Source organism: Thermotoga sp. Cell2 (assembly GCF_000789375.1).
GTDB classification, from domain to species: Bacteria; Thermotogota; Thermotogae; order Thermotogales; family Thermotogaceae; genus Thermotoga; species Thermotoga petrophila.
In genome coordinates, this window is sequence record NZ_CP003409.1 from 1,149,579 (window position 1) to 1,176,100 (window position 26,522).

The following is a 26,522-nucleotide window of genomic DNA, read 5'->3' on the forward strand; positions in this document are numbered from 1 at the left end:
TTGCTCAGAACGATCGCCGATCACCTCATGGATGTCGCGCAAAACGCCGTGAAAGCGGGAGCAAAGAATATAAAGATAGAGATAGAAGAGACCGATGAATGGTTCAGTTTCGTCGTGGAAGACGACGGACCGGGGATAGAGAATCCAGAGAGGGTGTTCGATCCCTTCTTCACCACAAGGGATCCCAGGCTGAGAAAAGTGGGGCTCGGTCTTCCATTTTTGAAACAGGCCGCGGAACAGACGGGAGGATTCGTTAAATTACACACAGAAAGAGGAAAGGGAACGAAAGTAGAAGCGCGGTTCAATCTGAAAAGTGTGGATTGCCAGCCGGTTGGGGACGTAGCCGGAGCACTCGCGAGTCTCATTCTTTCTGATCCCGATGTGAACTGGTACATCATCAGAAAGAAGAATGGAGACGGTTATGAGATAAATACCATCGAACTGAGGGAGAAAGGACTCTGGGACCCGGAGAGCCCCAGTTTTGCGGTTTTTCTCTTCGAAACTCTGGAGAGTCTTGAGAGAGAATTGAAAGGAGGTGAAAACAATGAGTGAAAAATTCGAACACTACTACACGGTGGAACCCACATCGAAGCTGAAGGTCAGAGAAGCGAGACTCGTTTTGAAAAACGGCCATGAATACATTTTCAAAACGCCTTCCGGTGTGTATTCTTACGGAAAGATAGACAAAGCCACGCAGGTGCTCCTTGAAAACCTGAAAGTTCACGGAAAGAAGGTGCTCGATCTTGGATGCGGCTACGGTGTGATAGGAATCGTTTTGAAAAAAGAATATCCAGATCTTGAAGTTTACATGAGCGACATAAACAAGCGCGCAGTGGAATTCGCCAAGATAAACGCGAAGGACCACAACGTCGAAGTCGATATAAGGTGGGGGAATCTCTACGAGCCGTGGGAAGATATGAAGTTCGACATGATCGTGTGTAATCCTCCGATCGTTGCAGGAAAGAAAGTCTGGATGGAAATAGTGAAGAGTGCCCCCGAGTTCCTTGAAGAAGGCGGAAGCCTTCAGATCGTCGCTTACCACAACAAAGGTGGCAGAAGGATCAGAGATTTCATGAAAGAGGTTTTCGGGAACGTGGAGGAGCTCTGCAAAACCGGTGGAATAAGGGTTTACAGGTCCGTGAAAGGATTGAAAGAAGATGAAGATAACGCTGAATAGCGTTTCCTTCAGATACAACGGAGACTACGTTTTGAAGGACGTGAACGCCGAGTTCGAAACGGGGAAGATCTACGTTGTGGTGGGAAAAAACGGCTCCGGGAAGACCACCCTTTTGAAGATCCTCGCAGGACTCCTGGAAGCCGAGGGAGAGATTTTCCTGGACGGTTCACCAGCGGATCCGTTTCTTTTGAGAAAGAACGTGGGCTACGTCTTCCAGAATCCGTCTTCACAGATCATAGGTGCCACCGTGGAGGAGGACGTGGCCTTTTCGCTGGAGATAATGGGGCTCGACGAGAGCGAAATGAGAAAGAGAATAAAGAAGGTCCTGGAACTGGTGGGACTCTCCGGTCTCGAAAAGGAAGACCCGCTGAACCTTTCAGGAGGCCAGAAACAGAGGCTTGCGATTGCCTCGATGCTCGCTCGGGATACACGCTTTCTCGCTTTAGATGAACCGGTTTCCATGCTGGACCCTCCCTCTCAGAGGGAGATATTTCAGGTGCTCGAGAGCCTCAAGAATGAAGGAAAGGGAATAATACTGGTAACACACGAGCTGGAGTATCTGGATGATATGGACTTCATACTCCACATCTCGAATGGTACAATCGATTTCTGTGGAAGCTGGGAGGAATTCGTGGAGAGAGAGTTCGACGATGTGGAGATTCCTTTCAAGTGGAAACTCTGGAAGAAATGTGGGAAGATAAACCTGTGGGAGGATCGGTATGAGAATTCTGGTAACCAACGACGACGGGATACAGTCTAAGGGGATCATCGTCCTCGCAGAGCTTCTTTCCGAGGAACACGAGGTTTTCGTGGTGGCTCCAGATAAAGAAAGGAGCGCAACTGGTCACAGCATCACCATACACGTTCCGCTCTGGATGAAGAAGGTTTTCATCTCAGAGAGGGTGGTTGCGTACTCCACCACAGGAACGCCCGCGGACTGTGTGAAACTCGCCTACAACGTGGTCATGGATAAAAGGGTCGATCTCATCGTGAGTGGTGTGAACAGGGGGCCCAACATGGGCATGGATATTCTCTACTCTGGGACGGTCTCGGGTGCGATGGAAGGTGCCATGATGAACATTCCTTCGATTGCCATATCGAGTGCTAACTACGAGAGTCCCGATTTCGAAGGAGCGGCACGTTTTTTGATCGACTTTCTGAAAGAATTCGACTTCTCACTCCTCGATCCTTTCACCATGCTGAACATAAACGTACCTGCTGGTGAGATAAAGGGATGGAGATTCACAAGGCAGAGCAGAAGAAGGTGGAACGATTACTTCGAAGAGAGAGTCTCACCCTTTGGGGAGAAGTACTACTGGATGATGGGAGAGGTCATCGAAGACGACGATAGAGACGATGTTGACTACAAGGCGGTTAGAGAAGGGTACGTCTCCATCACTCCGATACATCCCTTTCTCACGAACGAACAGTGTCTGAAGAAGTTAAGGGAGGTGTACGACTGATGTACAGAATAAGAGTCTTTGGAGATCCCGTCTTGAGAAAGAGGGCAAAACCCGTTACAAAGTTCGACGAGAACCTGAAAAAGACCATAGAAAGAATGATAGAGACGATGTATCACTACGACGGTGTGGGACTCGCGGCACCGCAGGTTGGAATATCTCAGAGGTTCTTCGTCATGGACGTTGGAAATGGTCCGGTTGCCGTGATAAATCCGGAGATTCTTGAAATCGATCCAGAAACTGAAGTAGCAGAAGAGGGGTGCCTCAGCTTTCCCGAGATCTTCGTCGAGATAGAAAGGAGCAAAAGAATAAAGGTCAAATACCAGAACACAAGGGGAGAATACGTGGAAGAAGAACTGGAAGGTTACGCTGCAAGGGTTTTTCAGCACGAGTTCGATCATCTGAACGGAGTTTTGATCATCGATCGAATCAGTCCAGCGAAGCGCCTTTTGCTCAGAAAGAAACTCATGGACATAGCAAGAACCGTTAAGAGATGAGGAGGGAAGAGACGTGAAAAGGTGGTTGCTTTTGATTTCCTTGATGGTGTTCTCCGCGGTTGTGTTTTCGTTCTCCGCACCCGTTGATTCTCCAAGGGTTTCGGCAACTTTCGGTGAGTACAGAGGGAGTGGAAACAGAGGACCTCATTTTCACATGGGAATCGACTTTTCTACGGGATTGAAAGAAGGAGTTCCCATATACGCCTCCGAGAGAGGCTGGCTCGTCAGAATCGAAATAGACGAGGACGATATATACGGCTACACAGTGGTTCTGGAACACGAGAATGGATACAGAACGCTCTACGCCCATCTGAGCAGATTCTCGAAAAAACTGGAAACGGTAGCGAGTTCTTTGAAACAAGAGTTCGGGAATGTGAGGATCGTCGTGAACTTCCCTGAGAAAGAGATCTGGTTCGAAAAAGGTGAAGTCGTCGGATACTCAGGAACCACAGGAGAGGCACCCATTCCCCACGCACACTTCGAGATAAGAGACAGGAACGAGGAAGTTTCCTACGACCCTTCGACTTTCTTGAACCTTCCAAAACCCGTGGATGAGGATATTGTTCTGGAAAAAATAAAGATAGGAGACAGTGTGTACGATTTCGTCGAGGGGAGGACGTACCCGTTCAGTGGAAATTTCCCGGATCTTGCGATCAAAGCCTATTCGAAAGGGTTCAACAACACGTTAGGACTCAAGAAGATCTCACTCCTTTTGGAAGGTGAAGAGATCTATCAGATCTCTTTCGATCAGATTCCCTGGTCCGAGTTCACAAACGTCTGGGGAGTGTACGATAGGAAGTCCGTTTCGGCCGCGTACAGGTTTGAGCTCTGGTACAAATTGTTCCCCGAAACGTTTTCTTCGATGATAAAGGTGAACAAATTTCCCGAATTGGGAAAAGCCCCAGATTTTGCCAAATACACAGTCGTTATTGAAGATATCTGGGGCATGAAGAAGGAATTTTCTTTCTACCTGCAGCGGAGGTGAAATCATGCTCTTTCTGTTTTTTGGGAAAAAAAAGAAAGACCTGAACAAAAATCCGTTTTACAGGGAAAAAGGGGCTCTTGTAATTTACATAAAATGTGACAGATGTGGGGAAGTCTTCAGAAGTCATCTGAGAACGGGGTACGATTTCATCGTGGATTACGATAACCCGGGCGTTCCTTACAAGATAGACAAGCTCTATGTGGGTTCAAAATGTCCCAACAAGATACATCTTGTTGCGACCTTCACGTCTTCTTATAAACCGGTGTCTGTTTCTCTGGAGGGTGGAACTTTTATAACCCGAGAAGAATTTGAAGAATCGCAAAAACAATGATGTAACCTTTTTTAAGAAAGATTGTGATAAACTATCAAGGCTGTTATAAGATCAGCGAAAGGAGGATGGGAGATGAGAAGACTTTTCACCAGCGAGAGCGTAACAGAAGGGCATCCGGACAAAATCGCCGACCAGATTTCCGACGCCATACTCGACGCCATGCTCGAGCAGGATCCAAGGAGCAGGGTTGCCGTTGAAACACTCGTAACAACAGGGCTTGTCATCATCGCGGGAGAGGTTACCACCAGAGCTTATGTTGAGATCCCCGATATAGCGAGAAAGACCATTCTGGAGATAGGATACACGAGGGCGAAGTACGGATTCGATGGGGAAACCTGCGGAGTGCTCACCAGCATCCACAGTCAGTCTCCTGACATAGCTCTCGGTGTAGACAAGGCGCTCGAGGTCAAAACAGGAGAGGAAGTGGCTGACGAGTTCGAGGCGCTCGGAGCTGGCGACCAGGGAATCATGTTCGGCTACGCCACCAACGAAACCCCTGAGTACATGCCCCTTCCCATAACTCTCGCCCACAAACTCGCCATGAGACTCGCTGAGGTCAGAAAGAACGGGACTCTTCCTTTCCTCAGGCCAGATGGAAAGACACAGGTGACCATAGAATACGAGGACGACAAACCAGTCCGTGTCGACACAGTGCTTATTTCAACTCAGCACGATCCGGATATCTCCCAGGCAGATCTGAGAGAGGCGATAATAGAACACGTCATAAATCCTGTGATTCCAGAACAGTACAGGGACGACAAAATGAAGATACTGGTGAATCCAACAGGAAGATTCGTTCTTGGAGGTCCCATGGCCGACACGGGGCTCACAGGGAGAAAGATCATCGTTGACACTTACGGTGGTTGGGTACCCCACGGCGGAGGGGCGTTCAGCGGAAAAGATCCCACAAAGGTTGACAGATCGGCTCACTATATGGCAAGATATGTAGCGAAGAACGTTGTGGCTGCAGGTCTTGCGGACAAGTTCCTCATACAGCTTTCTTACGCTATAGGTGTCGCGAAACCCGTTTCCATAATGATCGACACGTATGGAACCGCGAAGGTGGATGAAGACAAACTTCTCAAGGTGATCACTGAACTGTTCGATTTCAGACCGGGTGCGATCATAAAGAAACTGAATCTTTTGAGACCTATTTACAGGAAAACAGCCGCCTACGGTCACTTTGGAAGGAACGAAGAGGAATTCACATGGGAGAAACTCGACATGGTAGATGAGTTGAAAAGAGCTTTCAATATGTAAGGGAGGGATCAAGTAGTGCCGAATATCAAATCTGCAAAGAAAAGGGTCAGAGTTTCTGAAAAGAGAAGACTCAGAAACAAGGCTTACAAGACTTTCTTCAAGAACAGAATAAAAGAGGTTCTCAAAGCTATCGAGAACAAAGAACCGAAAGAAGTCGTTCTTGAACTCACCAGGAAAGCGCAGGCTGCCATAGACAAAGCCGTTTCCAAGGGAGTCATCCACAAGAATCAGGGTGCGAGAAGAAAAGCGAGACTTTTCGAGAAGGTGAACGAATACCTGAGAACTCTCGAAACAATTCAGGAGTGAATTTCTTGCTGTTTTTGAAAGCTGGCCCCCTTGCGGGGCATTTCTGATTTTAAAGGGAGGGATTGTGCGTGGAGGGGTTGATAGGGGATTTCTTCAGGTTGATTATTAAAAACTGGTATTTTTCCCTACCCGCCGCTCTTTTTCTCATGTTCGCTGCCAGGTATGTTGAACACATAGCTTTTGCGGTGATCGGTTTTGTAATCGGTATCAACTTCGTGTTTCCTCTTCTTTCGAATATCGAATTTCTCAAATCCTATCTCACGAATGAGAATGTGAAGGTTGTTGTACTGGTGGCAACAGGTGTTTTAACCGCAGTTGTGCTTTACGTTCTGTACAGATACCTGGTGTTCCTCGCTGCTCTCGTCACCGTGACCTTCGTCGCTTACTACGTTATAAACTTTCTGGTGAGTTCTTTTAACCTTCAAAGTGTTCAGTACATGAACTGGATAACGTTTGGACTTTCCGTTTTCATTGGACTTTTAGCTGGATTGACTGCTTACCGCAAGGAAAAAGAATTTGCGAGAATCCTCTCAGTTGTGGTGGGTGCTGCGATTTTTTCAGTGCTGGTTTTGTTCTACCTTTCCGGACTCTTTGGTGTGGAGTTTAAACCGGAATCTCTCTTTGCGAACAAGATGATGATCTTCTTCTACGTGTCTCTTTTTCTGCTCTTTCTGTTTCTTTCTGCATGGTTCACTTTCAGGAAAAGATCCTATCAAAAAACTAGTTCGTAAATGTTAAAATAGTATAGAAACCAGATCTGAAAGGAGGTGTACCCCCTCGGGGGATCGAAGATGGCGAAAAAGAAGATTCTGGTGGTTGACGACGACCCGGCAATTCTCGAGCTGGTAGGATACAACCTTTCCAAAGAAGGATACGAGGTGCTCAAGGCTTACGATGGAGAAGAAGCACTCAAAATTGCCAACGACGAGGATGTGGATATGTTCATAGTGGATATCATGCTTCCTGGAATTGACGGTTTCGAGCTGGTCAGGAAGATCAGGGCTATAGAGAAATACAAGAACACCCCCGTGATCTTCCTGAGCGCGAAGGGAGAAGAATTCGACAAGGTGCTTGGGCTGGAGCTCGGTGCGGACGACTACATCACCAAGCCGTTCAGCGTGAGAGAGCTTCTTGCGAGGGTGAAGGCTATATTCAGAAGGCTTTCCACCGCTACTCAGAGCAAGGAAGAAAGGCCTAAGAAGATCATAGCCAAGGATCTTGAAATCGATGTGGAAAAGTACGAAGTGAAAGTGAGAGGGAAAAAAGTGAACCTCACTCCTCTCGAATTTGAACTGCTCCGATTCCTCGCGGAAAACGAAGGAAAAGTTTTCAGCAGGGATGTTCTCCTTGATAAACTCTGGGGATACGATTATTACGGAGATACGAGAACTGTAGATGTTCACATAAGAAGGCTGAGAACGAAGATAGAAGAAGATCCTTCGAATCCGAAATACATAATCACTGTGAGAGGAAAGGGATACAAATTCAGGGATCCCGGAAAGGAAGACTGATCAATGAGTATTTTCCTGTTTGTCGTAGTAGCTGTTCTATTCGTCCTGCTCTTTTTGGTGTTCAGGAAGCGCCTATCTGAGTACAGAATCTTCATCGAAAAGCTGTCAGATATGCTGGGGGAAAAGGACGTTCCCCCGCTTTATCTTTTCGAGAGACTGAAAAAGTACGTAGACAATCTGAAAGAAACAATTTCGCGTGTTGAGGTGAACAGAGACAACTTCCTCACGATTTTGAGCAGCCTCAGTGAACCCATATTCATTCTGGATCGAGAGGGGAAGATCACGTTTTTGAACGAAATTGCCCGTGAACTTGTGCAGGGCAGGATCAATCCCGAAGGAAGGCCTTATTACGAAATATTTGAAGATTACTACATAAACGAGATGGTGGAAGAGACCATCAAAAGTGAAGAACCGCAGGAAGGAACTCTCGTTACCTATGTTGGTAACGAAAAGAAATACTTCCATGTGAAGGTGATACCCGTCGAGCTGAAGAGCGGCGACAAAATCTTTGTCATTCTCTTCCACGATGTGACCAAGGAAAGAAAGCTCGACGAGATGAGAAGAGAATTCATAGCCACAGTTTCACACGAACTCAGAACTCCCCTCACTTCCATCCACGGTTATGCGGAAACGCTCCTTGAAGATGATCTGGAGGACAAAGAACTGGTCAAAAGGTTTTTGAAGATCATAGAGGAAGAATCCGCTCGAATGACACGCCTCATCAACGATCTTCTCGACCTTGAGAAAATGGAAGAAAGTGAAGTCAATTTTGAAATGAAAGATGTGGATCTGTGTGAAGTGGTAGAATACGTTTACAAAATCATACAGCCAACAGCTGAGGAGAACGAAGTGGATCTCATCGTTGAATGCGAGGATGTTGTGGTTAAGGGAAACAAAGAAAGGCTGATTCAGATGCTCCTGAATCTTGTGGACAACGCTGTTAAATACACATCTTTGAAGGAAAAAGGAGAAAAGAAGGTCTGGGTGAGGGCCTACGATACACCGGACTGGGTGGTTGTTGAGGTAGAAGACACGGGACCTGGAATACCTAAGGAATCCCAGAGCAGAATCTTCGAAAAGTTCTACAGAGTTGATAAAGCGCGTTCCAGAAAGATGGGCGGAACAGGTTTGGGTCTCACGATAGTGAAAACGATCGTTGACAAGCATGGAGGAAAGATAGAGGTTGAGAGTGAGATCAACCAGGGAACGGTGATGAGAGTTTTCCTGCCGAAAAGAGGGTGAAAAAGTGAGAGCTTACGATGTGATACTCAAGAAGAGAAACGGGGAGAAGCTTTCGAGAGAAGAAATAGAGTTCATGGTTGGTGGATACGTGAAAGGTGAGATTCCGGACTACCAGATGGCAGCTTTTTTGATGGCTGTTTACTTTCGCCACCTCGACGAAGAAGAAACTTACTACTTCACAGAAACGATGATGAGATCGGGAGAGGTGCTCGACCTATCGGAAATACCGGGAACGAAGGTGGACAAGCACTCGACGGGGGGAGTTGGTGACAAAACAACCTTGGTTGTTGCACCTCTTGTGGCTTCTGCTGGGGTACCTGTTGCCAAGATGTCTGGAAGGGCCCTGGGTCACACAGGAGGAACCATCGACAAATTGGAGTCGATCCCTGGATTTCGAACAGAACTTTCCCTTGAAGAATTCATCGAAAACGTTAAAAAGTATGGAATAGCGATTGTAGGGCAGACGGGGAATCTTGTTCCCGCCGACAAGAAGATATACGCACTCCGCGACGCAACGGCAACCGTTGACGAGATTTCTCTGATCGCTTCCAGTATCATGAGCAAAAAACTCGCTGGCGGGAGCGATGCCTTCGTTCTGGACGTGAAGTTCGGAACAGGTGCTTTCATGAAGGGATTCGAAGATGCGAAAAAACTCGCCTTTCTCATGCTCAGAATAGCCCAGCAACATGGGAAAAAAGCGGCCGCTGTTCTCTCGAATATGGATCAACCCCTCGGAAGGGCTGTTGGAAATTCCTTGGAAGTGATAGAGGCGATAGAAACCCTGAAAGGAAATGGCCCTGAGGATTTGAAGGAACTGTCGCTTACTCTGGGAGCTCTCATGCTGGAACTCGCTGGAGTGGCGAATTTTGAAGAGGGAAAGAAAATCTTGCGGAAAAAACTAGAAACAGGAGAGGCTCTGGATAAGTTTCGGCTTCTCGTCAAAGCTCAGGGAGGAGACGAAAGAGTGGTGGACGACCCTTGGAGAGTGCTCCCGGTTGCGGGACAGGTGGTGGATTTCTCTGCAGAGAGAGAGGGCTATGTTTCAAAGATAGACGCGGAGAAAGTGGGGGCTGCGTCGATGTTGCTCGGAGCGGGAAGGAAGAAGAAAGAAGATCGAATCGATCATAGTGTTGGAATCATCGTTGAGAAAAAGCTCGGCGACTCTGTGAAAAAGGGAGAGACGATAGCGAGACTCTTTGTGTCAGACAGGAGTGATGTTGAAAGCGCTCTGAAACTTCTGAGAGAAGCGTATGTGATCTCTGACTCTCCTTCAGAACCACCCAGAGTTGTTGAAGAGGTGATCAAATGAAGCAAATAATTCTGGTTCTTTTGATCTTCGCAAGTGTCGTTTTTGGTTCTTACCTGATCAGCGGTGGAAAGGCTTTTCCGTTGAGAACCGTCTTCAGTGAAGGGATTTATTATGTGTGCGCCGAAGATCTCGCACCTGCCGGAGTTGGTTACATACATTCGAACGGCTACCACTACATCGTCTACGACAACCACGTGCTCTTCATAAAAGAGCATGAGACGATTTTTGATTTTGTGGAAAAGCTCTCCCCTCCGATCTTCGCAGATGGCCTTCTTTTCGTGCCTATCGATGCCTTAAAAAAGGTGATGGAAGGCTATCAGGTGTACACGAAAGGTGAGAAGGTTCTGATCTACGATTCCCTTCCGATCGTGCTTTCAGCGGCGAAGGAAAAAAATGGAGTTACGATAACATACACGGGAACGATCGTACCGGATATGGTGAGTGTAGAGAAAAGCATGGGAAAAGTTAGAATAAATCTGTCTCCTGTCGTGGTGAGTCTTCCAAATGTTTCTGAAGACATAAAGGTTGAACTTGAGAAAAATGGTCTCTCGTTTGTTGTAGATGTGGGAAACTTTTATCCAGACGTGGAGTACTCCATTGGGGATGGAAAACTGCTTTTCCGGTTTCTCCTCGTCGAAGGTTTCTTTGGAAGACAGGAGGTCGCAGATGGAGTAGTCTTCGAAAGGAAAATCGAAGAATTCGACGAGGGTGAGAAGACAGTTGTCAATTATCTCATAATGGATCCAGAGAAGGTAACGATAAAACCGGTTGTGGTGGAAAACGGTTTTGGGACCATCGAGCGGCTCGACGAAATGGTGAAAAGAGTGGGAGGTATCGCCGGGATAAACGGCAACTACTTCGACCCGATCACAAAGTTCCCCATCGGTCTTGTTGTTATAGATGGGAAACCGTATTCTGCCATGTTCAGCGGAAGACCGGTTTTTGCCATCACCGAGGACAACGAGGTGTTCATAGGAAGGGTTATAGTGGATGTCACACTCATGGTGAAGGATGTCCTCTTTCTCGTGAAGGGAATAAACACCCTCGGAGAAGGTGAAGTCCTCGTTTATACAAAGGAATTCTCCAAAGAAATACCAAAGAAAGACGACAAAATCTACTTCGTGGTGAAAGACAACAAAGTATCGCAAATTGGATACAAAAGCCACGCGGAAAATTCTGAGTATGTTGTTTCTATTAGCAAGAAGTACGAAGAATACCTTTCTGATCTCAAAGAAGGAGACGAAGTGTATATATCTCTTCAGCCAAACATTCCGCTGCGTATAAAGCAAGCAGTTGAAGGAGGTCCTCTTCTCATTCAGAACGGTGCCCCGATTCCAGATGCCTTGGAAGAGAAGGCAAGGTACGGTGGTGGAATAGCGTACGCGAAGGCTCCAAGGACGGTTATTGCCACAAAAGATGGAAAGCTTTGGTTTCTTGTCTTCGAAGGTTATAATCATATAACGAGGGGATTGACTTATGATGAACTCGTGGATTTTCTCGTTTCCAGGGGGTTCGAAGACGCCATGTGTGTAGATGGGGGAAGCTCCTCCGTAATGGCAGTGGCTGGCAGTCTCTTTGGCAGGACGGAGAACAGCACAGCCGCGATACCTGTGGGAATCGTAGTCTGGGAGAAAAAGAAGACGGAGGTGGGTGAGTGATGGGAGGACTTCAGAATGTGCGTTCGGCTACTTTGATAGGACACAACGGATCGGGTAAATCTCTCCTTCTCGCGCAGATTCTTTACAAATCAGGTCTGATTGACAAAGCAGATACAAAGTACGTGGATTACGATCCTGTAGAAGAGGAAAAAGGAGCCAGTTTCTCCTCACACGTGGCGTCCCTTGAATGGAAAGGCAAAAAGGTGTATCTGATAGATACCCCTGGATTCTCGGATTTCATATCGGAGGTTATAAACGGGATTTTCGTTTCTGAAAACATCATCTCCGTGGTGAACGCCGTTGCCGGTGTGGAAATACAGACCGAAAGAACATGGAACATGGCGGATGAGATGAAAAAACCCATCATAGTTTTCGTCAACCAGATGGATAAAGAGAGAGCCAATTTTGAGAATGTAGTGGCAGAACTGAAAGAGAGGTTCTCCAGAAAGATCGTCCCGGTGGTTGTTCCAATCGGTGCGGCTGAAAACTTCGAAGGTGTCGTGGATCTTTTGAAGAAAAAAGTCTACAGGTACGATGGAGATAAAGTTCAGGAAGAAGACATGCCGGAGAATTTCAACGATATGAGATCAGAGATTCTCGAAGATATCGTGGAACAGGATGAAGAGTTGATGATGAGGTATCTCGACGGTGAAGAGATCGGATACGATGAGCTCATGAGGGTACTCAGGGAGAGTTACAAAAAGGGAGAAATCGTGCCTGTACTTTCGGGATCCGCATTGAAAGGAATAGGATTGGATCTTCTTCTCGATTATCTGGGAGACATAGGCGTTTCTCCCGAGGAAGCTCCTTCGTACAAGGCGCTCCTGGAGGATGGAACGGAGATAGAAGTGAAGTTCTCTGAAGAAGAGCCGTTCTGTGCTTACATTTTCAAATCCGTGGTTGACCAGTTCGTTGGAAGAATCACCTTTGCTAAAGTTATCGCAGGAGTTCTCAGATCTGGTGACACCATTGTGAATGTTCAGAAGGATGTCTCGGAGAAATTAGGGCACATTTATGTTCCAATTCTCAAACAGCAGAAGGAAGTTGAATCCGCTGGTCCCGGTGAGATCGTTGTTCTTCTGAAGCTCAAAGAAGGTGCTGTTGGAGAAACACTCGCACACAGAGATAGAAGGGTGAAGATAGTGCCTCCTGCTTTCCCGGAACCCATGTTCTCCAGGTCTGTTCATCCAAAATCGAAGTCCGATATCGACAAGATCAGCAATGGACTTTCGAGACTTTCAGATTCCGATCCAACGTTCGTGTGGGAATACGATTCTGAAACAGGAGAAACCGTCGTTTCCGGTCTTGGTGCGATGCACCTTGACGTCATGATAGAGAGATTGAAGAAGATCTTCGGTGTCGATGTGGAAGTTGGAAAGCCGAAGATCGCCTACAGAGAGACGATCACGACAACCGCTGTTGCCGAACACAAGCACAAGAAACAGACTGGTGGACACGGTCAGTACGGTCACGTGAAGATACAGCTGGAGCCTCTTCCAAGGGGACAAGGATACGAATTCGTTGACAAGATCGTTGGCGGAGTGATCCCGAGAAACTTCATACCATCTGTCGATAAGGGTATCAGAGAAGCCATGAAGAAAGGAGTTCTGGCAGGATACCCTGTGACAGATGTCAGAGTCATACTCTTTGATGGTTCTTACCATGAAGTGGACTCTTCGGACATCTCGTTCCAGATAGCCGCCATTCAGGCCTTCAAAAAAGGAATGGAAGCGGCAAAACCCGTCATCCTGGAACCCATAATGGAGGTTGAGGTCTTCGTTCCGGAAGAGAACGCAGGAGACGTGATGGGAGAGATCTCCAGTAGAAGGGGAAGACCCCTCGGAATGGAGCCGTCTGGAAAAGGCATGGTAAAGGTGAAAGCGGAAGTCCCACTCGCTGAGATGCTCGACTTTTCCAGCAAACTTTCTTCCATTACAAGCGGTAGAGGATACTTCACAATGAGGTTCCAGAGGTACGAAATAGTGCCTCCGAACATACAGGAGAAGATCATCGAAGAGAGAAGAAGAGAGATGCAGGAACAGGAGAAGTGAGATGAACTTCAAAAGACTGATAATATACGAAGCCTTTGCACGCGCTTATCCAGGAGAAAAAGGAAAGAAATTCGATTCTCTCATAAAAGATCTTGAAAGACTGAAAGGAATGGGCATCAACACGGTGTGGTTGATGCCCATTCATCCTACTGGAATAGAAGGAAGAAAGGGCACTCTGGGATCTCCATACGCCATACGCGATTACTACGAGATAGATCCCTTCATAGGAACAAAAGATGACTTCAAAAGATTCGTGAAGAGAGCTCACGAATTGAACATGTACGTTTTGATGGACATGGTCTTGAACCACGCGGCAGCTGACAACGTCTTAGTCAGGAAACACCCCGAGTGGTTCCTCAGGGATGAAAATGGAAATCCCACAAGGAAAGTTCCAGACTGGACGGACATAGTCGATTTCGACTATTCGAATGGAGAGCTGAGAAAGTACATGATCAACATGATGAAGTACTGGGTCGAAGAATTCGACGTCGATGGATTCAGATGCGATGTAGCAGGACTTGTCCCACTGGACTTCTGGCTGCAGGCAAGGAAAGAACTCGATCCTGTGAAGAGACTCATCTGGCTTTCTGAGACACATGATCCATACATGTACCAGGCGTTCGATATCACCTACGACTACGATGGCTACTACAGGTTCAGGGATTTCATAGAAGGAAGAGGTAGTTTGAGGGAGTATGTGGATTTCCTGAGGATGCAGGATCACATTTATCCCAGAGGTTACATAAAGATGAGATTTCTGGAAAACCACGACCAACCGAGAATTGCGAAATTCATCGAAGAAGATTCATTGATCCACTGGATAGCTTTTCTTTTCACCTTCAAGGGAGTTCCGCTCGTTCACAACGGACAGGAGTACGGTCTCAAGGAGGACGTGGACATATTCAACGAGTACACGCTACCGTTTCCCATGGAAGAGAACAGGGTTTCGATTCTTCACAGAAAACTCGCACACTACAGATACGGAACCGGTGTTTTTACTGAAGGAGAGATGCTTTTTGTGAAAAACGATCAACCAGAGAAGGTGATATCTTATCTCTGGAGGTACGAAAACAGATACATTCTCTGTGTGCTGAATCCCCTTCTTGAAAACACAAAAGTAACTCTCGACTTCTCCGGTATCTGGGAAAGCGCGTGTATCCATTCGAAGAACGTGTTCAACGATGAGATCGTTCGAGTTCCTGTGAAAAATTCCCGTGCGATTGTTGAGATAGGAAAAGAACCTCTGATACTCTCTTTCGTGCTCTACTGAGAGTGGGTGGTAGAATGAGTGTAGGTGTTGTGAGTCTGAGAGTGAGGCTCTTCGGCGTGAGATCTTTGAAAGAAAAAAGAGGAATCCTGAAGAGACTGATGAACGATTTGAGAAAAAAGTACAACATCTCCATCTCTGAAGTAGGAGCGCACGATTCGAAGAGCTTCTTTGAAATAGGAATCGCCATGGTGAACACTGACAGAGCCGTTATTGAGAGAGTTTTCGATTCGATCATCGATTATCTGGATCTTTATCCGGGAATGGAAGTGGAAGAGATCGAAAGAGAGGTGTGGTGAATGGTCGTGATAACGAACGAGCTTGAAAGCATCATGGAGAGGCTTCTTTCAAGAAAGAGGATCAATCACGTGCGATCGGTGGTGGAATTTTCGAGGAAACTGGGAGAAATGTACGGTGCGGATTCAAATAAAATAGAACTGGCGGCTCTCTCTCACGACCTCTTCAGAGACGTTCCACCAAGGAAGCTTTTGAAAATGGCCCAAGCTTATGGTCTGAAGATTTCGGAACTGGAGAGAACACACCCCGTTCTTCTGCACGGAAAGGTGGCAGCGGAGTTCTTGAAAAGGCGCTTCAATGTGGAAGACGAAGAAGTTCTAAACGCGGTAGCCTATCACACTTCAGGACATGTTAGTTTCAGGACAGTGGGAAAGATTCTGTTCATAGCCGATTCTCTGGAATTCACACGTGACTTTCCAGGGGTGGATGAGCTTCGAAGGATCGCTTTCAGGAACCTGGAAGAAGGATTCTTTCAGGTTTTGAAAAACAAGATCTTTTACGCGGTCGGGAAGAACTACCTGTTGATCCCGGAGACCGTTGAACTGTGGAACAGCATTCTTATGAGAAGAGGAGGTCTCGTCGATGAAGAGGTCGAGTAAAATCGTACTGGTAGTTGTGCTGATTGCTGTTGCTCTTACTGCTGTTTTGTTCCTTTACTACAGGTCGTTCCTCACCTCTTCGGATTACAGAGCAGCGGAGGTTCACTATCTCTTCAGAGTGGGAGACAATAGCTACTTCGTGAGAATAGACGATTCGAAGAGGATGGTCTTCGTCGTTTCTTTTCCAAAGGAATCCTTTAATCCCGAAAGAAGAGAAGCAATCATTTCTGAAAGGCCTCTGAGCGATCTCGAGAAGATGGAGAACCTTCTGGAAGTAAAAGCCGAAAGAGCCTTCTACTCCGTTATGTCTGAAGAGGAATTTCTAAAACTCTGCCAAAATCTTCTCGGAAAGCAGTGTGAGAGTTTTCCGGACTTCGTTAAAGAGTTCTCCAAAAGAAAGCTGAAGTTCTTCGACTTTCTCTTCGTTGGAAGCTGGTTGAAGAAGTTCGGTTTCAACAATCTGAACAGGTTCTCTCTCTACAAGTTCTTTGAGAAGATCTCGAACTACGCCGTAGACGTTTTCGAAGCGCCGACGGTGACGGAAAAGCCCATTTTGATAGAAGTTCAAGGCAAGAAGTACGAGAGACTGTATCTGGACTCGGAGAAACTCAAGGCCATCTCCGAGGAGATGAAAAGGTGAGGATAGATCCCCTCGGTGGAGAGTCTCTGAAGAACCAGGAAGTGAAGGGTAAAAAATCCGGAAAGGCTTCCAGAATTGGTGAGTCGAAAAAAAGGAGTTTTTCGATATTCTGGAAGATGTGAAAGAGGATCACTTCGAAAAACTCCTCGAAGAAGCTGTGGAGGAAGTGATCGACTCAGGAAACGAGCTCGTGCGCTCTCCCACTCCTTCCAACTTGAAGAGATACAAAAACGCTATAAAGGAGTTCTTGAAACTCATAGAAAAGAAAATCTACAAACTGGCTGGAAGTTTCGATATGAACAGCGGTCGTGCAAGGCTCCACGTGGTAGTCGAAGAAGTGAACGAAAAACTGATGGATCTCACGGAGAAAATCATGAAAAACGAGCGGCCGACCATAAATTTGGCCGCCAGGATAGAAGAGATAAACGGCCTGATCCTCAACCTCTACCGCTGAATCTCGAGTGAGAGATCCACGAACACTTCCTGTAGTGTCAGCCTACTCGAGGAGATCACATCGACTGTTTCAAAGTCATAGAGAGAAACGTTCTCTTCCGTGATTCCACCGGACACTTCCACGATCACGTTAGGATTGATATCTTTTATTCTCCTGGATATGTCCTTCACTTCTTCGGGAGAGAGATTGTCCAGCATGACAATATCCGCTCCAGCTTCAACCGCTCTCAGTGCATCCTCCAGATTTTCCACTTCGACTTCTATTTTTGTGGTGAAGGGTATTATCTTTCTGACCTCCTGAACAGCCCGTTCGACACTGCCGTACATCTTCAGATGGTTGTCTTTTATCATCACACATCCGCTCAGATCGAGCCTGTGGGGATCTCCTCCTCCGTGCACCACAGCGATCTTTTGAAGAACTCCCAGACCGGGCAGGGTCTTCCTCGTCGCTGCTATCTTTGCGTGTTTGAGTTTTTCGGCGAACCTTCTTGTTGTTGTAGCCACAGAAAACATAACGGAGAGAACGTTGAGGAGAGTTCTTTCCGCGACCAAAAGCTTGTAGGTGTTGCCTTCTATCTCTCCTATCACACCTGCTTTTTCCAGGTACTCTCCATCTTCCACACGAAATTTTGAAAGCAATCCCATTTTTTCCAGGAACATTCGAGAAACCTCTATACCAGAGGCAACCACGTTTTCCGCTTTCAAAAGAAGATGAGCGCTGGTAGTTGTGTTTCGAAGCGGAAAGGAAGCGAGGTCAAGTTTTCCTTCATCTTCTTTGACAAAACTCATCAAAAGGTCGAGAATTTTCTCCATCATATCACCCCATGAGTTCGAACATTCGAAGGATCGGTTTCTTTGCCTTCTCGATCACTTCTTTTGGGAGAATTACCTCGAAAGATTCGGTCTGTAGAGCGTGGAGAGTGTTCTCCAGTGTGTTTTTCTTCATGTTCACACACACTGCCATCTCGAGTGGCACGAATTCTCTGTCAGGGAACTTTTTCTTCAGTTTGTGGATCATCCCTATCTCTGTTCCAATCACAAAGATCCTGGAAGGGTCTTTCTCTGGGATCTTTTCCATTTGTCCCGTGCTTCCCACGTAATCGGCTTTGTCTCTCACTGGTTTTGGAGACTCTGGATGAACGATTACTTTGGCATCCGGATATTTCTTCCTCACAGCGTCGATGGATTCAGCGTTGAACTGATGAACTGGGCAGTGGCCATTCTCGGGTATCGTGATGACCTTCTTTCCCGTTTTTTCCGCGACGTACTCTCCAAGATTTCTATCCGGACCAAAGATGACCACACTGGAATCCAGTTTTTTCACGACTTCCACGGCGTTGGCAGACGTACAGATAACGTCGGCGAGCGCTTTACATTCGGACGTGCTGTTCACGTAGAGAACCACCGGTACATCCGGGAATTTTTCTCTGTACTCTCTGATGATTTCCGGTGTCAAATGGTTCGCCATGGGACAGGTCGCGCTTCTGTCCGGGACGATCACTTTTTTGTCTGGATTCAGTATCTTGACCAGTTCCGCCATGAAATCTACCCCAAGAAAAAGAATTTTCTTTTCTGAGAGCTCCATTGCCTTCCTTGCGAGCTGAAGGGAATCACCGACGAAATCGGCTATGTCCTGAAGCTCTGGAATCTGATAGTTGTGCGCAAGAATGATGTAGCCTTTTTCTTTTTTCAGTTTGAGAATTTCATCCACCATGTTTTTTCCTCCTCATCCGAATACGATTTTTGATTCGAGGTTTCTCAAGGTTCTGAGAATCGAATAGACTGTTAGCATACTTGTTTTTGGGTTTTCTGGTGATGGAATGTTCTCTATTTTGAACTCGTAGTTTCCGATGGCGGAGGAGATTCTCACTATATGAACGTTGTGATTCGCGTCAGGATCTGCTACTATTGTTACCTTTACCTTTTCAAAGCCCACTACAAGACCGATAGTCGACGCTACGTTGATGTTTCTTGGAAAGAGTTTTGACGCTTCCTCGACACTTCCTTCGAACACGACTGTTTTGCCTTTCAAATCCAGGCCGAGACTCTTTGGATGTTTTATCGTTTCTATGCGGACGTTTTCGACGAAATCTTTAATGGAAGAGAGAACATCGAGACCGCCGATGGCACCGGATGGGAAAAAGACCCTGGCTGGTGAATTTTTCAGCTCGTTGAAAAACCTTTCCCTGAAGACTTCGTCTGCGAAAGCGCTGGTGCTGATTATGATGTAGTTCACAGGACTTTTCAGGATCTGAAGTGAGTATTCTTTAACGGCTTCTGGAGAAGCGCATTCGACAACCGTGCTGACGTCTGAAGGAACCTGGAATTCACCGAGGCGAACGACTCCCGGAATGTCTTTTGAAATCCTGTCGTAAGCGTAGATTTTCTCGAAATTTCCCAGTTCTACGAGTTTTTTCCCAATATTTCCCATTCCGATGATCAGAACAGTCATGCTCAACACCCCCAGAAATAAGTTTACACCTGCTGTAAACAAAAGACAAGTTGTTTTGATCAAAAGTCGCTGTAATATTAGTGTGAAAAATATTAATATCCAACAAGATTATTTTATGCATCCAAATAGAATTAGTTCCAATCATTCACAAAGTAGGTGATGTGTGTACTTGGCATTGGAAGAACGATACAGAGTATGCAATTACCGGTAACGAAAAATTTTATGCGGGTTTGTGGTACCGGAAGCTATGCGTTAAAAAGGGAATAATGGATGATATGAAGAGACAATATGAAGAGAATTTGTGGTAATCGATGACGTGTAAGTGCTTTTAATTAGAGAAGTTAACAGTTAACTTCTAACACACTGAGGAATACCTTCTTTCATCTATTTGTGAAACATGGAACTAATCGATTTTTACCAGAAACACCCCAAAATGCCCTGACGTAGGTTGATATAATTTATCATCTGTTTTTTGCTTGTGTTCTTTTCTTGTTTGACTATGCAATTATTCCATTTTTCCAAACAGTACTTGAAGGTGCTCTCTTGTGTGTTAGAATGGTTTATGGAAAGGGAGGATATGGAAGATAAAAAAACATCTTGCTTTCAGATTGTGTTTGTGGTATAATTTCTCTTGAACTCAACGGGTTTCAATAATTCCTTAGAGGTATGGAAACGATTCCAAAAAGTTCGTTCTGTTGCATACACTTCAGTTTCAATAATTCCTTAGAGGTATGGAAACCTCCCGAGTAGAGATTGTAATAGGTGTTTATCTCTGTTTCAATAATTCCTTAGAGGTATGGAAACCACGGAACGTTTTATGTGAAAGATCACGGTCGAGACGTTTCAATAATTCCTTAGAGGTATGGAAACTAGCACCATTCCACAGCCATTTTCAACTACTTTCATGTGTTTCAATAATTCCTTAGAGGTATGGAAACGCGTTGACTTTTACGATATTGAATCCAACTTCATCAGTTTCAATAATTCCTTAGAGGTATGGAAACTCTTCACATTTGAGATAGAACCAACAAAGGACGCAAAAGTTTCAATAATTCCTTAGAGGTATGGAAACGTCGGCTCTTCTTCTGCGAGCTTTTCCCACTCGGCTTGTTTCAATAATTCTTTAGAGGTATGGAAACAGTTACATCTACGTTACAAAATAGGCAATAGGCGGCTAGTTTCAATAATTCCTTAGAGGTATGGAAACAAACGTATGTCATCGAATTGCGCTTCACAAGGTCACGGGGTTTCAATAATTCCTTAGAGGTATGGAAACACGGCATAGGCTTTGACCATGCAAGGGCTTTGGACTAGTTTCAATAATTCCTTAGAGGTATGGAAACTTTGTATTTCAGATGGTTTTGCCATACTCTGAACCAGTTTCAATAATTCCTTAGAGGTATGGAAACTTGCTTCGACCATATGGCCAAATCTTGCTCGAATCTGTTTCAATAATTCCTTAGAGGTATGGAAACCCTGGTAAGAGTTCTCTATACAGTTGTAATGCATCTTGTTTCAATAATTCCTTAGAGGTATGGAAACGCTACAGCAACGAGGTCGCACGCTAGGGCTTTGACGGTTTCAATAATTCCTTAGAGGTATGGAAACTTTTTTCGGGGGCTTTCCCGCTACTCTGGGCTTTCATTGTTTCAATAATTCCTTAGAGGTATGGAAACCGGTGGGAATGCTGAGAGATTTGGGAAACGTTTTTGTGTTTCAATAATTCCTTAGAGGTATGGAAACAGTGCGTTCTGAAAACCCGTGATGGATTCATTGTCGGTTTCAATAATTCCTTAGAGGTATGGAAACATTTCTCAAGTCTATTCATTTTGTCAGTCAGCCTGAGTTTCAATAATTCCTTAGAGGTATGGAAACAAATTTTGTCTTCGTTTTTGTCTTGTAAGGTGATATGTTTCAATAATTCCTTAGAGGTATGGAAACCCGGCTCTAACGGGCCTGATTTGAGGTATAGAAACATTAACCAAGTTCACATAAGCTTTTAAAGGGTTATAAAATAAAAAGAGCAGGGGAAAATTCCCCTGCTTTCTTTTTCTTGTAGATTTCTCAAATACTCCAGATTTCTTCGAAAGAATGCGGTGTTTCACAGTACTCGCATATAAACTGTCCTTTTTCGTCTCTCACAAAGGAAGGTGAAGCATTTTCGCCGTGTGCGGGATTGGTGATGCAGTTCTCGTTTTTGCATCGGAGTTCCTCAAATCCATAGATCGTTGGTGGAAGCTTTATTCTGTATTTTTCAACAACCGTGCTGTTTTTTATGATGTTGACTGTGGTGTTTGGAGAAATCGCCGAGAGTTTTTTTATTTCTCTCTTGGAGAGATAACGATCCGGCAGGCTGATGTAGCCCTTGAAGTTTCCATCACTCGACCGGAAAATACCATCCGCACTGTCCACATCGTAGAGTCTCAGAATTTTCCTTATTTTCACAATTGTTGAGTAAATTTCCTCCGGTGTCTTTCCTTTGGCTATGTGGTCTATCACCGTTCCGTTTTCAATGGGTTTTATACCTCTTTTTCCTTCCTTTTGAACCCCCTTTGATCCGTGTGTGATGGGAGCAGGGATTATGAAGTCTTCTTCTGGCTTTTCTTCTTTCTTCGAGGTATCGAAAGGTGCTTCCAGCGCTCCACCGAACATGGAAAGAAGCACGATCCTCACCCAGTAACCGTTCCTCGCCTGTGTTTCCCATCCGTTCAGAGGGAGTGTGTCCAGGAAGTTCGGTATCGTCGGATAAACCTTGTGCCTTGGAAGCGGATGGTAGAACTTCACTCCTTCCGGCAGTGCGTCCAGATACTCTTTTTTGAAAGTGACTGCTTCTCTCAGAATATGAACCTTCTCGAGAATGTCTTCTCCCATTCTTTCGAGTTGAAGCCGTGTGAAGTACCAGATCTTTGCCACATCTTTCTGGCTGAGATACTCTCTGATCGAAGAGAAAATCCTGACCTCGAAACCGTTCTTTTTCATCTTTTCTACGTAATGCTCTGGCATCATGAGCTCTTCCGGTGCCACAAGATCCACCTTCACATTTTTGAATATCTTCAAGCCGTTCACTTTGGAATGAACCGTTCGGCCGTGAAGCAGGTCACCAACGAGTGCCACATGTATGAACGAGTTGTCAAAACCATTCTGCTCGAGAAAGGTGTATTCATCCAGAAGTTCCTGTGTTGGATGCTCGTGCTTTCCGTCGCCCGCGTTTATAAAAGAGGGTACTTCTATACCGTTCCTGCTTGCGAATTCTGATATTCTTCTTTCCAGGAGTCTACAGACTCCTTCGAGTCTTGTTCTCACAACGAATATGGAGTAGTCGCTGTAGCCTGTGAGCATGGAGAAGGTGTCCGTGTAGCTTTCTTGTTTGTTGAAGGAGGAATGTTCCGAATCGAAAACGTTCACCTTCACGTTTGGACCCGAGTGAAACTTTGCAGCGTTTATGAAGGATTCTTTCGTCCTCGTGCTTGGTTCAACGAAAACGATGTATATTCCAACGTTTCTCTTCTTTATCCTGAAATCCGATACATCCTCTCCGTTGTACCATCTCTGTTTGAGCTCTCTGGTTTTCTCATAGAGGAACATCTGCTCCTCCACGCTCAGATCTTCTATGACTGCGAGGGTTCTGCCGAGAAAATCCCGTTTCATTCACAATACCCCCTTCAGACAAAAAAATATCGCACCTAACGGTGCGATTTTTCTACAGAATATTTGAGAAAAAGTGTGCCTCTTTCGTTCAAACGCCTCATCTCCAGAAGTTTCAAAGGAAAGTAACCTTCGAATTCATCGAAGAAAGGTATTCCCTTCCCGAACACGTACGGTTCGACGGTGACGAAAAGCTCATCTACCAGTTTTTCTCTCAGAAATTCCGTGAACACGGTCTTTCCTCCTATGACAGCCACCTTTTCGTAGCCTTTTCCTTCGAGGAATTTTACCACATCCCCAGGTGAACCGTTGAAAAAAACAAGTGAAGGATCGTTGGAAGACCTGCGTCTTCTCGTCAAAACAACGTTCAGCCTCTCTGGAAGAGGTCTTCCTATTTCTTCGAATGTGACCCTTCCCATCACAACGTTTCCGATCTCTGTGGTGATCTCTCTGAAATTTTTTCTGTCCTCAAATGAGTTCCAGCCTTCAACAGAGGAAGCTATTTTTCCGGAGACGTCCATCGCAAGAACGAAAATCACTTTTGCCATGGGTTCCATTCCCCTGTGAGGTAAGAGTGGATGAACTGCGCCGCTTTCTTTCCAGCTCCCATGGCCTTTATCACCGTCGCTGCACCTGTTACGATGTCTCCACCTGCGAAGACGCCTTTCACGCTCGTTGCTCCTGTGTCCTCGTCCGCTTTGATGTATCCGTGTTCGTTCAGTTTCAAGCCTGGGAACTCAGAGAGAAGCACCCTGTTTGGACCCTGCCCTATAGCTTCTATCACCATGTCAACCTCGAGAATGAAGTTGCTTCCCTCGATGGGAACAGGTCTTGGCCTTCCCGAACCGTCTGCTTCCTTCAGCTCCATCCTTACGCACTCCACGGCTTCCACGTTTCCGTTGGCGTCCCCGATGTATCGTATCGGGAGAGTGAGCCACAGAAACTCAATTCCTTCCTCCAGTGCATGGTGGTATTCCTCTCTTCTGGCGGGCATCTCACGTTCCGTTCTCCTGTAGACAATGTACACCTTTTCGGCTCCTAATCTGAGCGCGCTTCTTGCCGCATCCATAGCAGTGTTTCCAGCTCCTATCACAGCCACCTTCTTTCCCACACGGATGGGTGTGTCGTACTCAGGGAAGAGATAGGCTTTCATGAGATTGACCCTCGTGAGAAACTCGTTGGCGGAGTACACTCCGTTCAGATTCGTTCCCGGAATTCCCATGAATTTCGGTGTTCCCGCACCGGTACCTATGAAGACGGCGTCGTACTCCGAAAGGAGCTCTTTCACTTTGACAGTCTTACCAACAACCGTGTTGAGATAGAAGTTAACCCCGAGTTTCCTTATGTAGTTGACTTCTCTTTCAACGATCCCCTTTGGAAGACGAAACTCCGGAATTCCATACACGAGAACACCACCCGGTTTGTGAAAAGCTTCAAAAACGTCAACGTGGTATCCCATCTTCGCGAGGTCTGCCGCAGCTGTCAGTCCCGCTGGACCTGAACCAACGACGGCGACTTTCTCCTTTTTTGACCCGGCCAGAGGTTTCACTTCTTCTTCGAGGTTCTCGGCTGCCCAGTCCGCGACGAATCGTTCCAGCCTTCCGATCGCAACGGGTTCGCTGTCTTTCATTTTTCCCACGACACACCTCGACTCACATTGAACTTCCTGGGGACAGACTCTTCCACAGACCGCGGGAAGGTTGTTGTAGCTTTTGAGAATTCTGTAAGATTCCTCGAGTTTTCCCTCTCTGAGTTTCCTTATGAAGCCGGGAATGTCGATTCCCACAGGACATCCGGAGACGCACGGATGTGTGGGACACTGAAGACACCTCTGAGCCTCCGCCACAGCCTCTTCGAGCGTGTAGCCGAGCGCTACTTCTTCGAAGTTCCTTCTCCTCGATTCCGGTGATTGTTCCTTCATCGGAGTTTTTCTGTTTTTCATTCTGATTCACCTGCCGCTCTCAAAAATCTTTCGTACGAGATCTTTTCCTGCTCTCTGTACTGTGCGAGCCTTTTCAGAAGTTCGTCCCAGTCCACTTCTTCTCCCCTGAACTCGGGGCCGTCCACACAGGCGAACTTGATCTGACCAGAAACCGTGACCCTGCAGGCACCGCACATTCCCGTTCCGTCCACCATTATCGGGTTTAGAGAGACCCATATCGGAACTCCGAATTCTCTTGCTTTCAGCGTGCAGAATTTCATCATGATGGTGGGTCCAACAGCCCAGCAGATATCGAACTTTCTCTCCCTGAAGAGTTTATCCATCGCGTCCGTTACGACACCTTTCATTCCAGCGCTTCCGTCGTCCGTTACAAGCAGAACATCGGATATCTTTTTGAATTCATCCACCATGATCAAGTAGTCTTTCGTTCTTGCACCGAGAACGGTTGTGATGTTGTTCCCCACGTTTTTCAGCGCTTTCGCTATGGGATAGAGCGTCGCTATTCCCACTCCTCCACCCACGAGCAGGACGTTCCCGTAGTTTTTGATCTCACTCGGGTTCCCGAGAGGTCCCACCACATCGAGAATGGTGTCCCCTTCTTTTTTCAGAGAAAGCTCGTGAGTGGTTTTTCCGACGACCTTCACGACCATCCTGAACAGTCCTTTCTCGGGCCTTGTGTCGGCCACTGTTAGAGGGATTCGCTCTCCCTTTTCGTGGAGCCTTATCACAACAAATTGCCCCGGTCCCGCTTCTTTTGAAACAGAGGGTGAATGAACCCAGAAATCGAACACATCTTCTGCGATTTTCGTCTTCTTAACGATCTCGTTCAAGATTGCTCCCCCCACTCTCACCGTTGATCACCAGAATTTCGTCGCAGAGTTCTTCGATGTCCTCCCTTATGTGAGAAGATATTATCACCGTGATTCCTTCTTCTTTGAGTCGTTTCAGTTTACTCCTGACGATGCTGGCCGATTCAACGTCGAGACCGCTGGTCGGCTCGTCGAGGATCAGAAGTTCAGGGTTTCCAAATAGAGCCGCTGCAAGAGCCGTTCTCTGTTTCACGCCTTTTGAAGCGTTTCGAACAAGGGTTCCCATGAAAGGTTCCAGCATGAACTCAGAGACAATGAAGCTTTCCATCTTCACCCCTCTGAGTCTGGAAAAGAAAAGAAGGTTCTCACGAACTGTGAGTTCTTCAAGCAGAGCAGGGAACTCGGGAACGAAGGCTATTCTCTTTCGAATGTACGACAGGTCCTTCAGTGCGTCTTTTTCGAAGAGAAAGAGTCTTCCTTCGTCCGGTTTCAGGATGGTGGCGAGTATCTTCAAAAGAGTGGTCTTCCCCGCAGAATTCTGTCCAACAATGCCGAGGGATTTTCCTTTCTCGAGAGAAAACGAAACTCCATCCAGAACCTTCTTCTTCCCGTAAGATTTTTTCAAGTTTTC

Annotated in this window: 29 protein-coding genes and 1 CRISPR repeat array; of the genes, 21 read left to right on the forward strand and 8 right to left on the reverse strand. The window is 46.2% G+C overall.

What is annotated here, in order from left to right; genetic code table 11:
- The 21 genes from CELL2_RS05805 to CELL2_RS05900 all read left to right on the forward strand — a co-directional run bounded on the left by CELL2_RS05805 (position 1) and on the right by CELL2_RS05900 (position 17,044).
- On the forward strand, positions 1-552 hold the full coding sequence (locus tag CELL2_RS05805; protein WP_004082183.1) for a HAMP domain-containing sensor histidine kinase: 552 nt from the start codon (positions 1-3) through the stop codon (positions 550-552).
- Positions 545-1,177 (forward strand): class I SAM-dependent methyltransferase, encoded by a 633-nt coding sequence (locus CELL2_RS05810; protein WP_004082182.1) that lies wholly within the window; start codon positions 545-547, stop codon positions 1,175-1,177. The genes CELL2_RS05805 and CELL2_RS05810 overlap by 8 nt, the downstream gene beginning before the upstream one ends.
- Positions 1,158-1,937, forward strand: coding sequence for an energy-coupling factor ABC transporter ATP-binding protein EcfA1 (ecfA1, locus tag CELL2_RS05815; RefSeq protein WP_004082181.1), 780 nt, complete (start codon positions 1,158-1,160; stop codon positions 1,935-1,937). Before CELL2_RS05810 ends, ecfA1 begins: the two co-directional genes overlap by 20 nt.
- Positions 1,897-2,640, forward strand: a complete 744-nt coding sequence (gene surE / locus CELL2_RS05820) for a 5'/3'-nucleotidase SurE (protein WP_038033064.1) — start codon at positions 1,897-1,899, stop codon at positions 2,638-2,640. The genes ecfA1 and surE overlap by 41 nt, the downstream gene beginning before the upstream one ends.
- On the forward strand, positions 2,640-3,134 hold the full coding sequence (gene def, locus CELL2_RS05825) for a peptide deformylase (protein WP_004082176.1): 495 nt from the start codon (positions 2,640-2,642) through the stop codon (positions 3,132-3,134). Before surE ends, def begins: the two co-directional genes overlap by 1 nt.
- Positions 3,135-3,147: 13 nt before the next feature.
- Positions 3,148-4,119, forward strand: a complete 972-nt coding sequence (locus tag CELL2_RS05830) for a M23 family metallopeptidase (RefSeq protein ID WP_004082174.1) — start codon at positions 3,148-3,150, stop codon at positions 4,117-4,119.
- A gap of 4 nt (positions 4,120-4,123) precedes the next feature.
- Complete coding sequence (locus CELL2_RS05835; RefSeq protein WP_011943663.1) at positions 4,124-4,450, forward strand: hypothetical protein; 327 nt, start codon at positions 4,124-4,126, stop codon at positions 4,448-4,450.
- A gap of 72 nt (positions 4,451-4,522) precedes the next feature.
- Positions 4,523-5,710 (forward strand): methionine adenosyltransferase, encoded by a 1,188-nt coding sequence (metK, locus tag CELL2_RS05840; RefSeq protein WP_004082170.1) that lies wholly within the window; start codon positions 4,523-4,525, stop codon positions 5,708-5,710.
- Positions 5,711-5,725: 15 nt separating this feature from the next.
- On the forward strand, positions 5,726-6,016 hold the full coding sequence (rpsT, locus tag CELL2_RS05845) for a 30S ribosomal protein S20 (RefSeq protein ID WP_038033063.1): 291 nt from the start codon (positions 5,726-5,728) through the stop codon (positions 6,014-6,016).
- Between the two features lie 68 nt (positions 6,017-6,084).
- Positions 6,085-6,747 (forward strand): hypothetical protein, encoded by a 663-nt coding sequence (locus tag CELL2_RS05850; protein WP_004082166.1) that lies wholly within the window; start codon positions 6,085-6,087, stop codon positions 6,745-6,747.
- Between the two features lie 60 nt (positions 6,748-6,807).
- The gene (locus tag CELL2_RS05855) at positions 6,808-7,527 is read left to right on the forward strand and encodes a response regulator transcription factor (protein WP_011943665.1); all 720 of its coding nucleotides are present in this window, start codon (positions 6,808-6,810) and stop codon (positions 7,525-7,527) included.
- Positions 7,528-7,530: 3 nt separating this feature from the next.
- On the forward strand, positions 7,531-8,769 hold the full coding sequence (locus CELL2_RS05860) for a cell wall metabolism sensor histidine kinase WalK (protein WP_038033062.1): 1,239 nt from the start codon (positions 7,531-7,533) through the stop codon (positions 8,767-8,769).
- Between the two features lie 4 nt (positions 8,770-8,773).
- Positions 8,774-10,078: a pyrimidine-nucleoside phosphorylase gene (locus CELL2_RS05865; protein WP_038033061.1), complete on the forward strand. Its 1,305-nt coding sequence runs from the start codon at positions 8,774-8,776 to the stop codon at positions 10,076-10,078.
- Complete coding sequence (locus CELL2_RS05870; protein WP_012310993.1) at positions 10,075-11,736, forward strand: phosphodiester glycosidase family protein; 1,662 nt, start codon at positions 10,075-10,077, stop codon at positions 11,734-11,736. The genes CELL2_RS05865 and CELL2_RS05870 overlap by 4 nt, the downstream gene beginning before the upstream one ends.
- A complete protein-coding gene (gene fusA / locus CELL2_RS05875; protein ID WP_012896363.1) occupies positions 11,736-13,787 on the forward strand; it encodes an elongation factor G in 2,052 nt (683 codons plus the stop codon). Before CELL2_RS05870 ends, fusA begins: the two co-directional genes overlap by 1 nt.
- A gap of 1 nt (position 13,788) precedes the next feature.
- The gene (locus tag CELL2_RS05880) at positions 13,789-15,057 is read left to right on the forward strand and encodes an alpha-amylase family glycosyl hydrolase (protein WP_038033060.1); all 1,269 of its coding nucleotides are present in this window, start codon (positions 13,789-13,791) and stop codon (positions 15,055-15,057) included.
- Positions 15,058-15,071: 14 nt separating this feature from the next.
- Entirely contained in the window at positions 15,072-15,353 is a 282-nt protein-coding gene (locus CELL2_RS05885) for a DUF503 domain-containing protein (RefSeq protein WP_004082152.1), read from the forward strand.
- A complete protein-coding gene (gene yqeK / locus CELL2_RS05890) occupies positions 15,354-15,950 on the forward strand; it encodes a bis(5'-nucleosyl)-tetraphosphatase (symmetrical) YqeK (RefSeq protein WP_038033059.1) in 597 nt (198 codons plus the stop codon).
- Positions 15,934-16,590, forward strand: coding sequence for a hypothetical protein (locus tag CELL2_RS05895; protein ID WP_012896366.1), 657 nt, complete (start codon positions 15,934-15,936; stop codon positions 16,588-16,590). The genes yqeK and CELL2_RS05895 overlap by 17 nt, the downstream gene beginning before the upstream one ends.
- Positions 16,587-16,712: a hypothetical protein gene (locus CELL2_RS09810; RefSeq protein WP_256380504.1), complete on the forward strand. Its 126-nt coding sequence runs from the start codon at positions 16,587-16,589 to the stop codon at positions 16,710-16,712. The genes CELL2_RS05895 and CELL2_RS09810 overlap by 4 nt, the downstream gene beginning before the upstream one ends.
- A complete protein-coding gene (locus CELL2_RS05900) occupies positions 16,709-17,044 on the forward strand; it encodes a YaaR family protein (RefSeq protein ID WP_241208635.1) in 336 nt (111 codons plus the stop codon). Before CELL2_RS09810 ends, CELL2_RS05900 begins: the two co-directional genes overlap by 4 nt.
- Here the strand turns inward: CELL2_RS05900 and nadC are convergent.
- From nadC to CELL2_RS05940, 8 genes are all read right to left on the reverse strand, one after another.
- A complete protein-coding gene (gene nadC, locus CELL2_RS05905) occupies positions 17,035-17,856 on the reverse strand; it encodes a carboxylating nicotinate-nucleotide diphosphorylase (RefSeq protein ID WP_012310999.1) in 822 nt (273 codons plus the stop codon). The genes CELL2_RS05900 and nadC overlap by 10 nt on opposite strands.
- 4 nt (positions 17,857-17,860) lie before the next feature.
- Positions 17,861-18,757 (reverse strand): quinolinate synthase NadA, encoded by an 897-nt coding sequence (gene nadA, locus CELL2_RS05910; RefSeq protein ID WP_012311000.1) that lies wholly within the window; start codon positions 18,755-18,757, stop codon positions 17,861-17,863.
- A gap of 12 nt (positions 18,758-18,769) precedes the next feature.
- Entirely contained in the window at positions 18,770-19,495 is a 726-nt protein-coding gene (gene nadX, locus CELL2_RS05915; RefSeq protein ID WP_038033058.1) for an aspartate dehydrogenase, read from the reverse strand.
- Between the two features lie 644 nt (positions 19,496-20,139).
- A CRISPR array of direct repeats spans positions 20,140-21,436; the repeat unit is 30 nt; unit sequence GTTTCAATAATTCCTTAGAGGTATGGAAAC.
- Between the two features lie 123 nt (positions 21,437-21,559).
- A complete protein-coding gene (locus tag CELL2_RS05920) occupies positions 21,560-23,143 on the reverse strand; it encodes a bifunctional aspartate carbamoyltransferase catalytic subunit/aspartate carbamoyltransferase regulatory subunit (RefSeq protein ID WP_011943677.1) in 1,584 nt (527 codons plus the stop codon).
- Positions 23,144-23,178: 35 nt separating this feature from the next.
- Positions 23,179-23,688, reverse strand: a complete 510-nt coding sequence (folA, locus tag CELL2_RS05925) for a dihydrofolate reductase (RefSeq protein ID WP_011943678.1) — start codon at positions 23,686-23,688, stop codon at positions 23,179-23,181.
- Positions 23,676-25,082 carry an NADPH-dependent glutamate synthase gene (gltA, locus tag CELL2_RS05930; protein ID WP_011943679.1) on the reverse strand — a complete coding sequence of 469 codons (1,407 nt, stop codon included), beginning with the start codon at positions 25,080-25,082 and terminating at the stop codon, positions 23,676-23,678. Before gltA ends, folA begins: the two co-directional genes overlap by 13 nt.
- Entirely contained in the window at positions 25,079-25,912 is an 834-nt protein-coding gene (locus CELL2_RS05935) for a sulfide/dihydroorotate dehydrogenase-like FAD/NAD-binding protein (protein ID WP_011943680.1), read from the reverse strand. The genes gltA and CELL2_RS05935 overlap by 4 nt, the downstream gene beginning before the upstream one ends.
- The gene (locus tag CELL2_RS05940; protein ID WP_011943681.1) at positions 25,896-26,516 is read right to left on the reverse strand and encodes an ABC transporter ATP-binding protein; all 621 of its coding nucleotides are present in this window, start codon (positions 26,514-26,516) and stop codon (positions 25,896-25,898) included. The genes CELL2_RS05935 and CELL2_RS05940 overlap by 17 nt, the downstream gene beginning before the upstream one ends.
- Between the last annotated feature and the right edge of the window lie 6 nt (positions 26,517-26,522).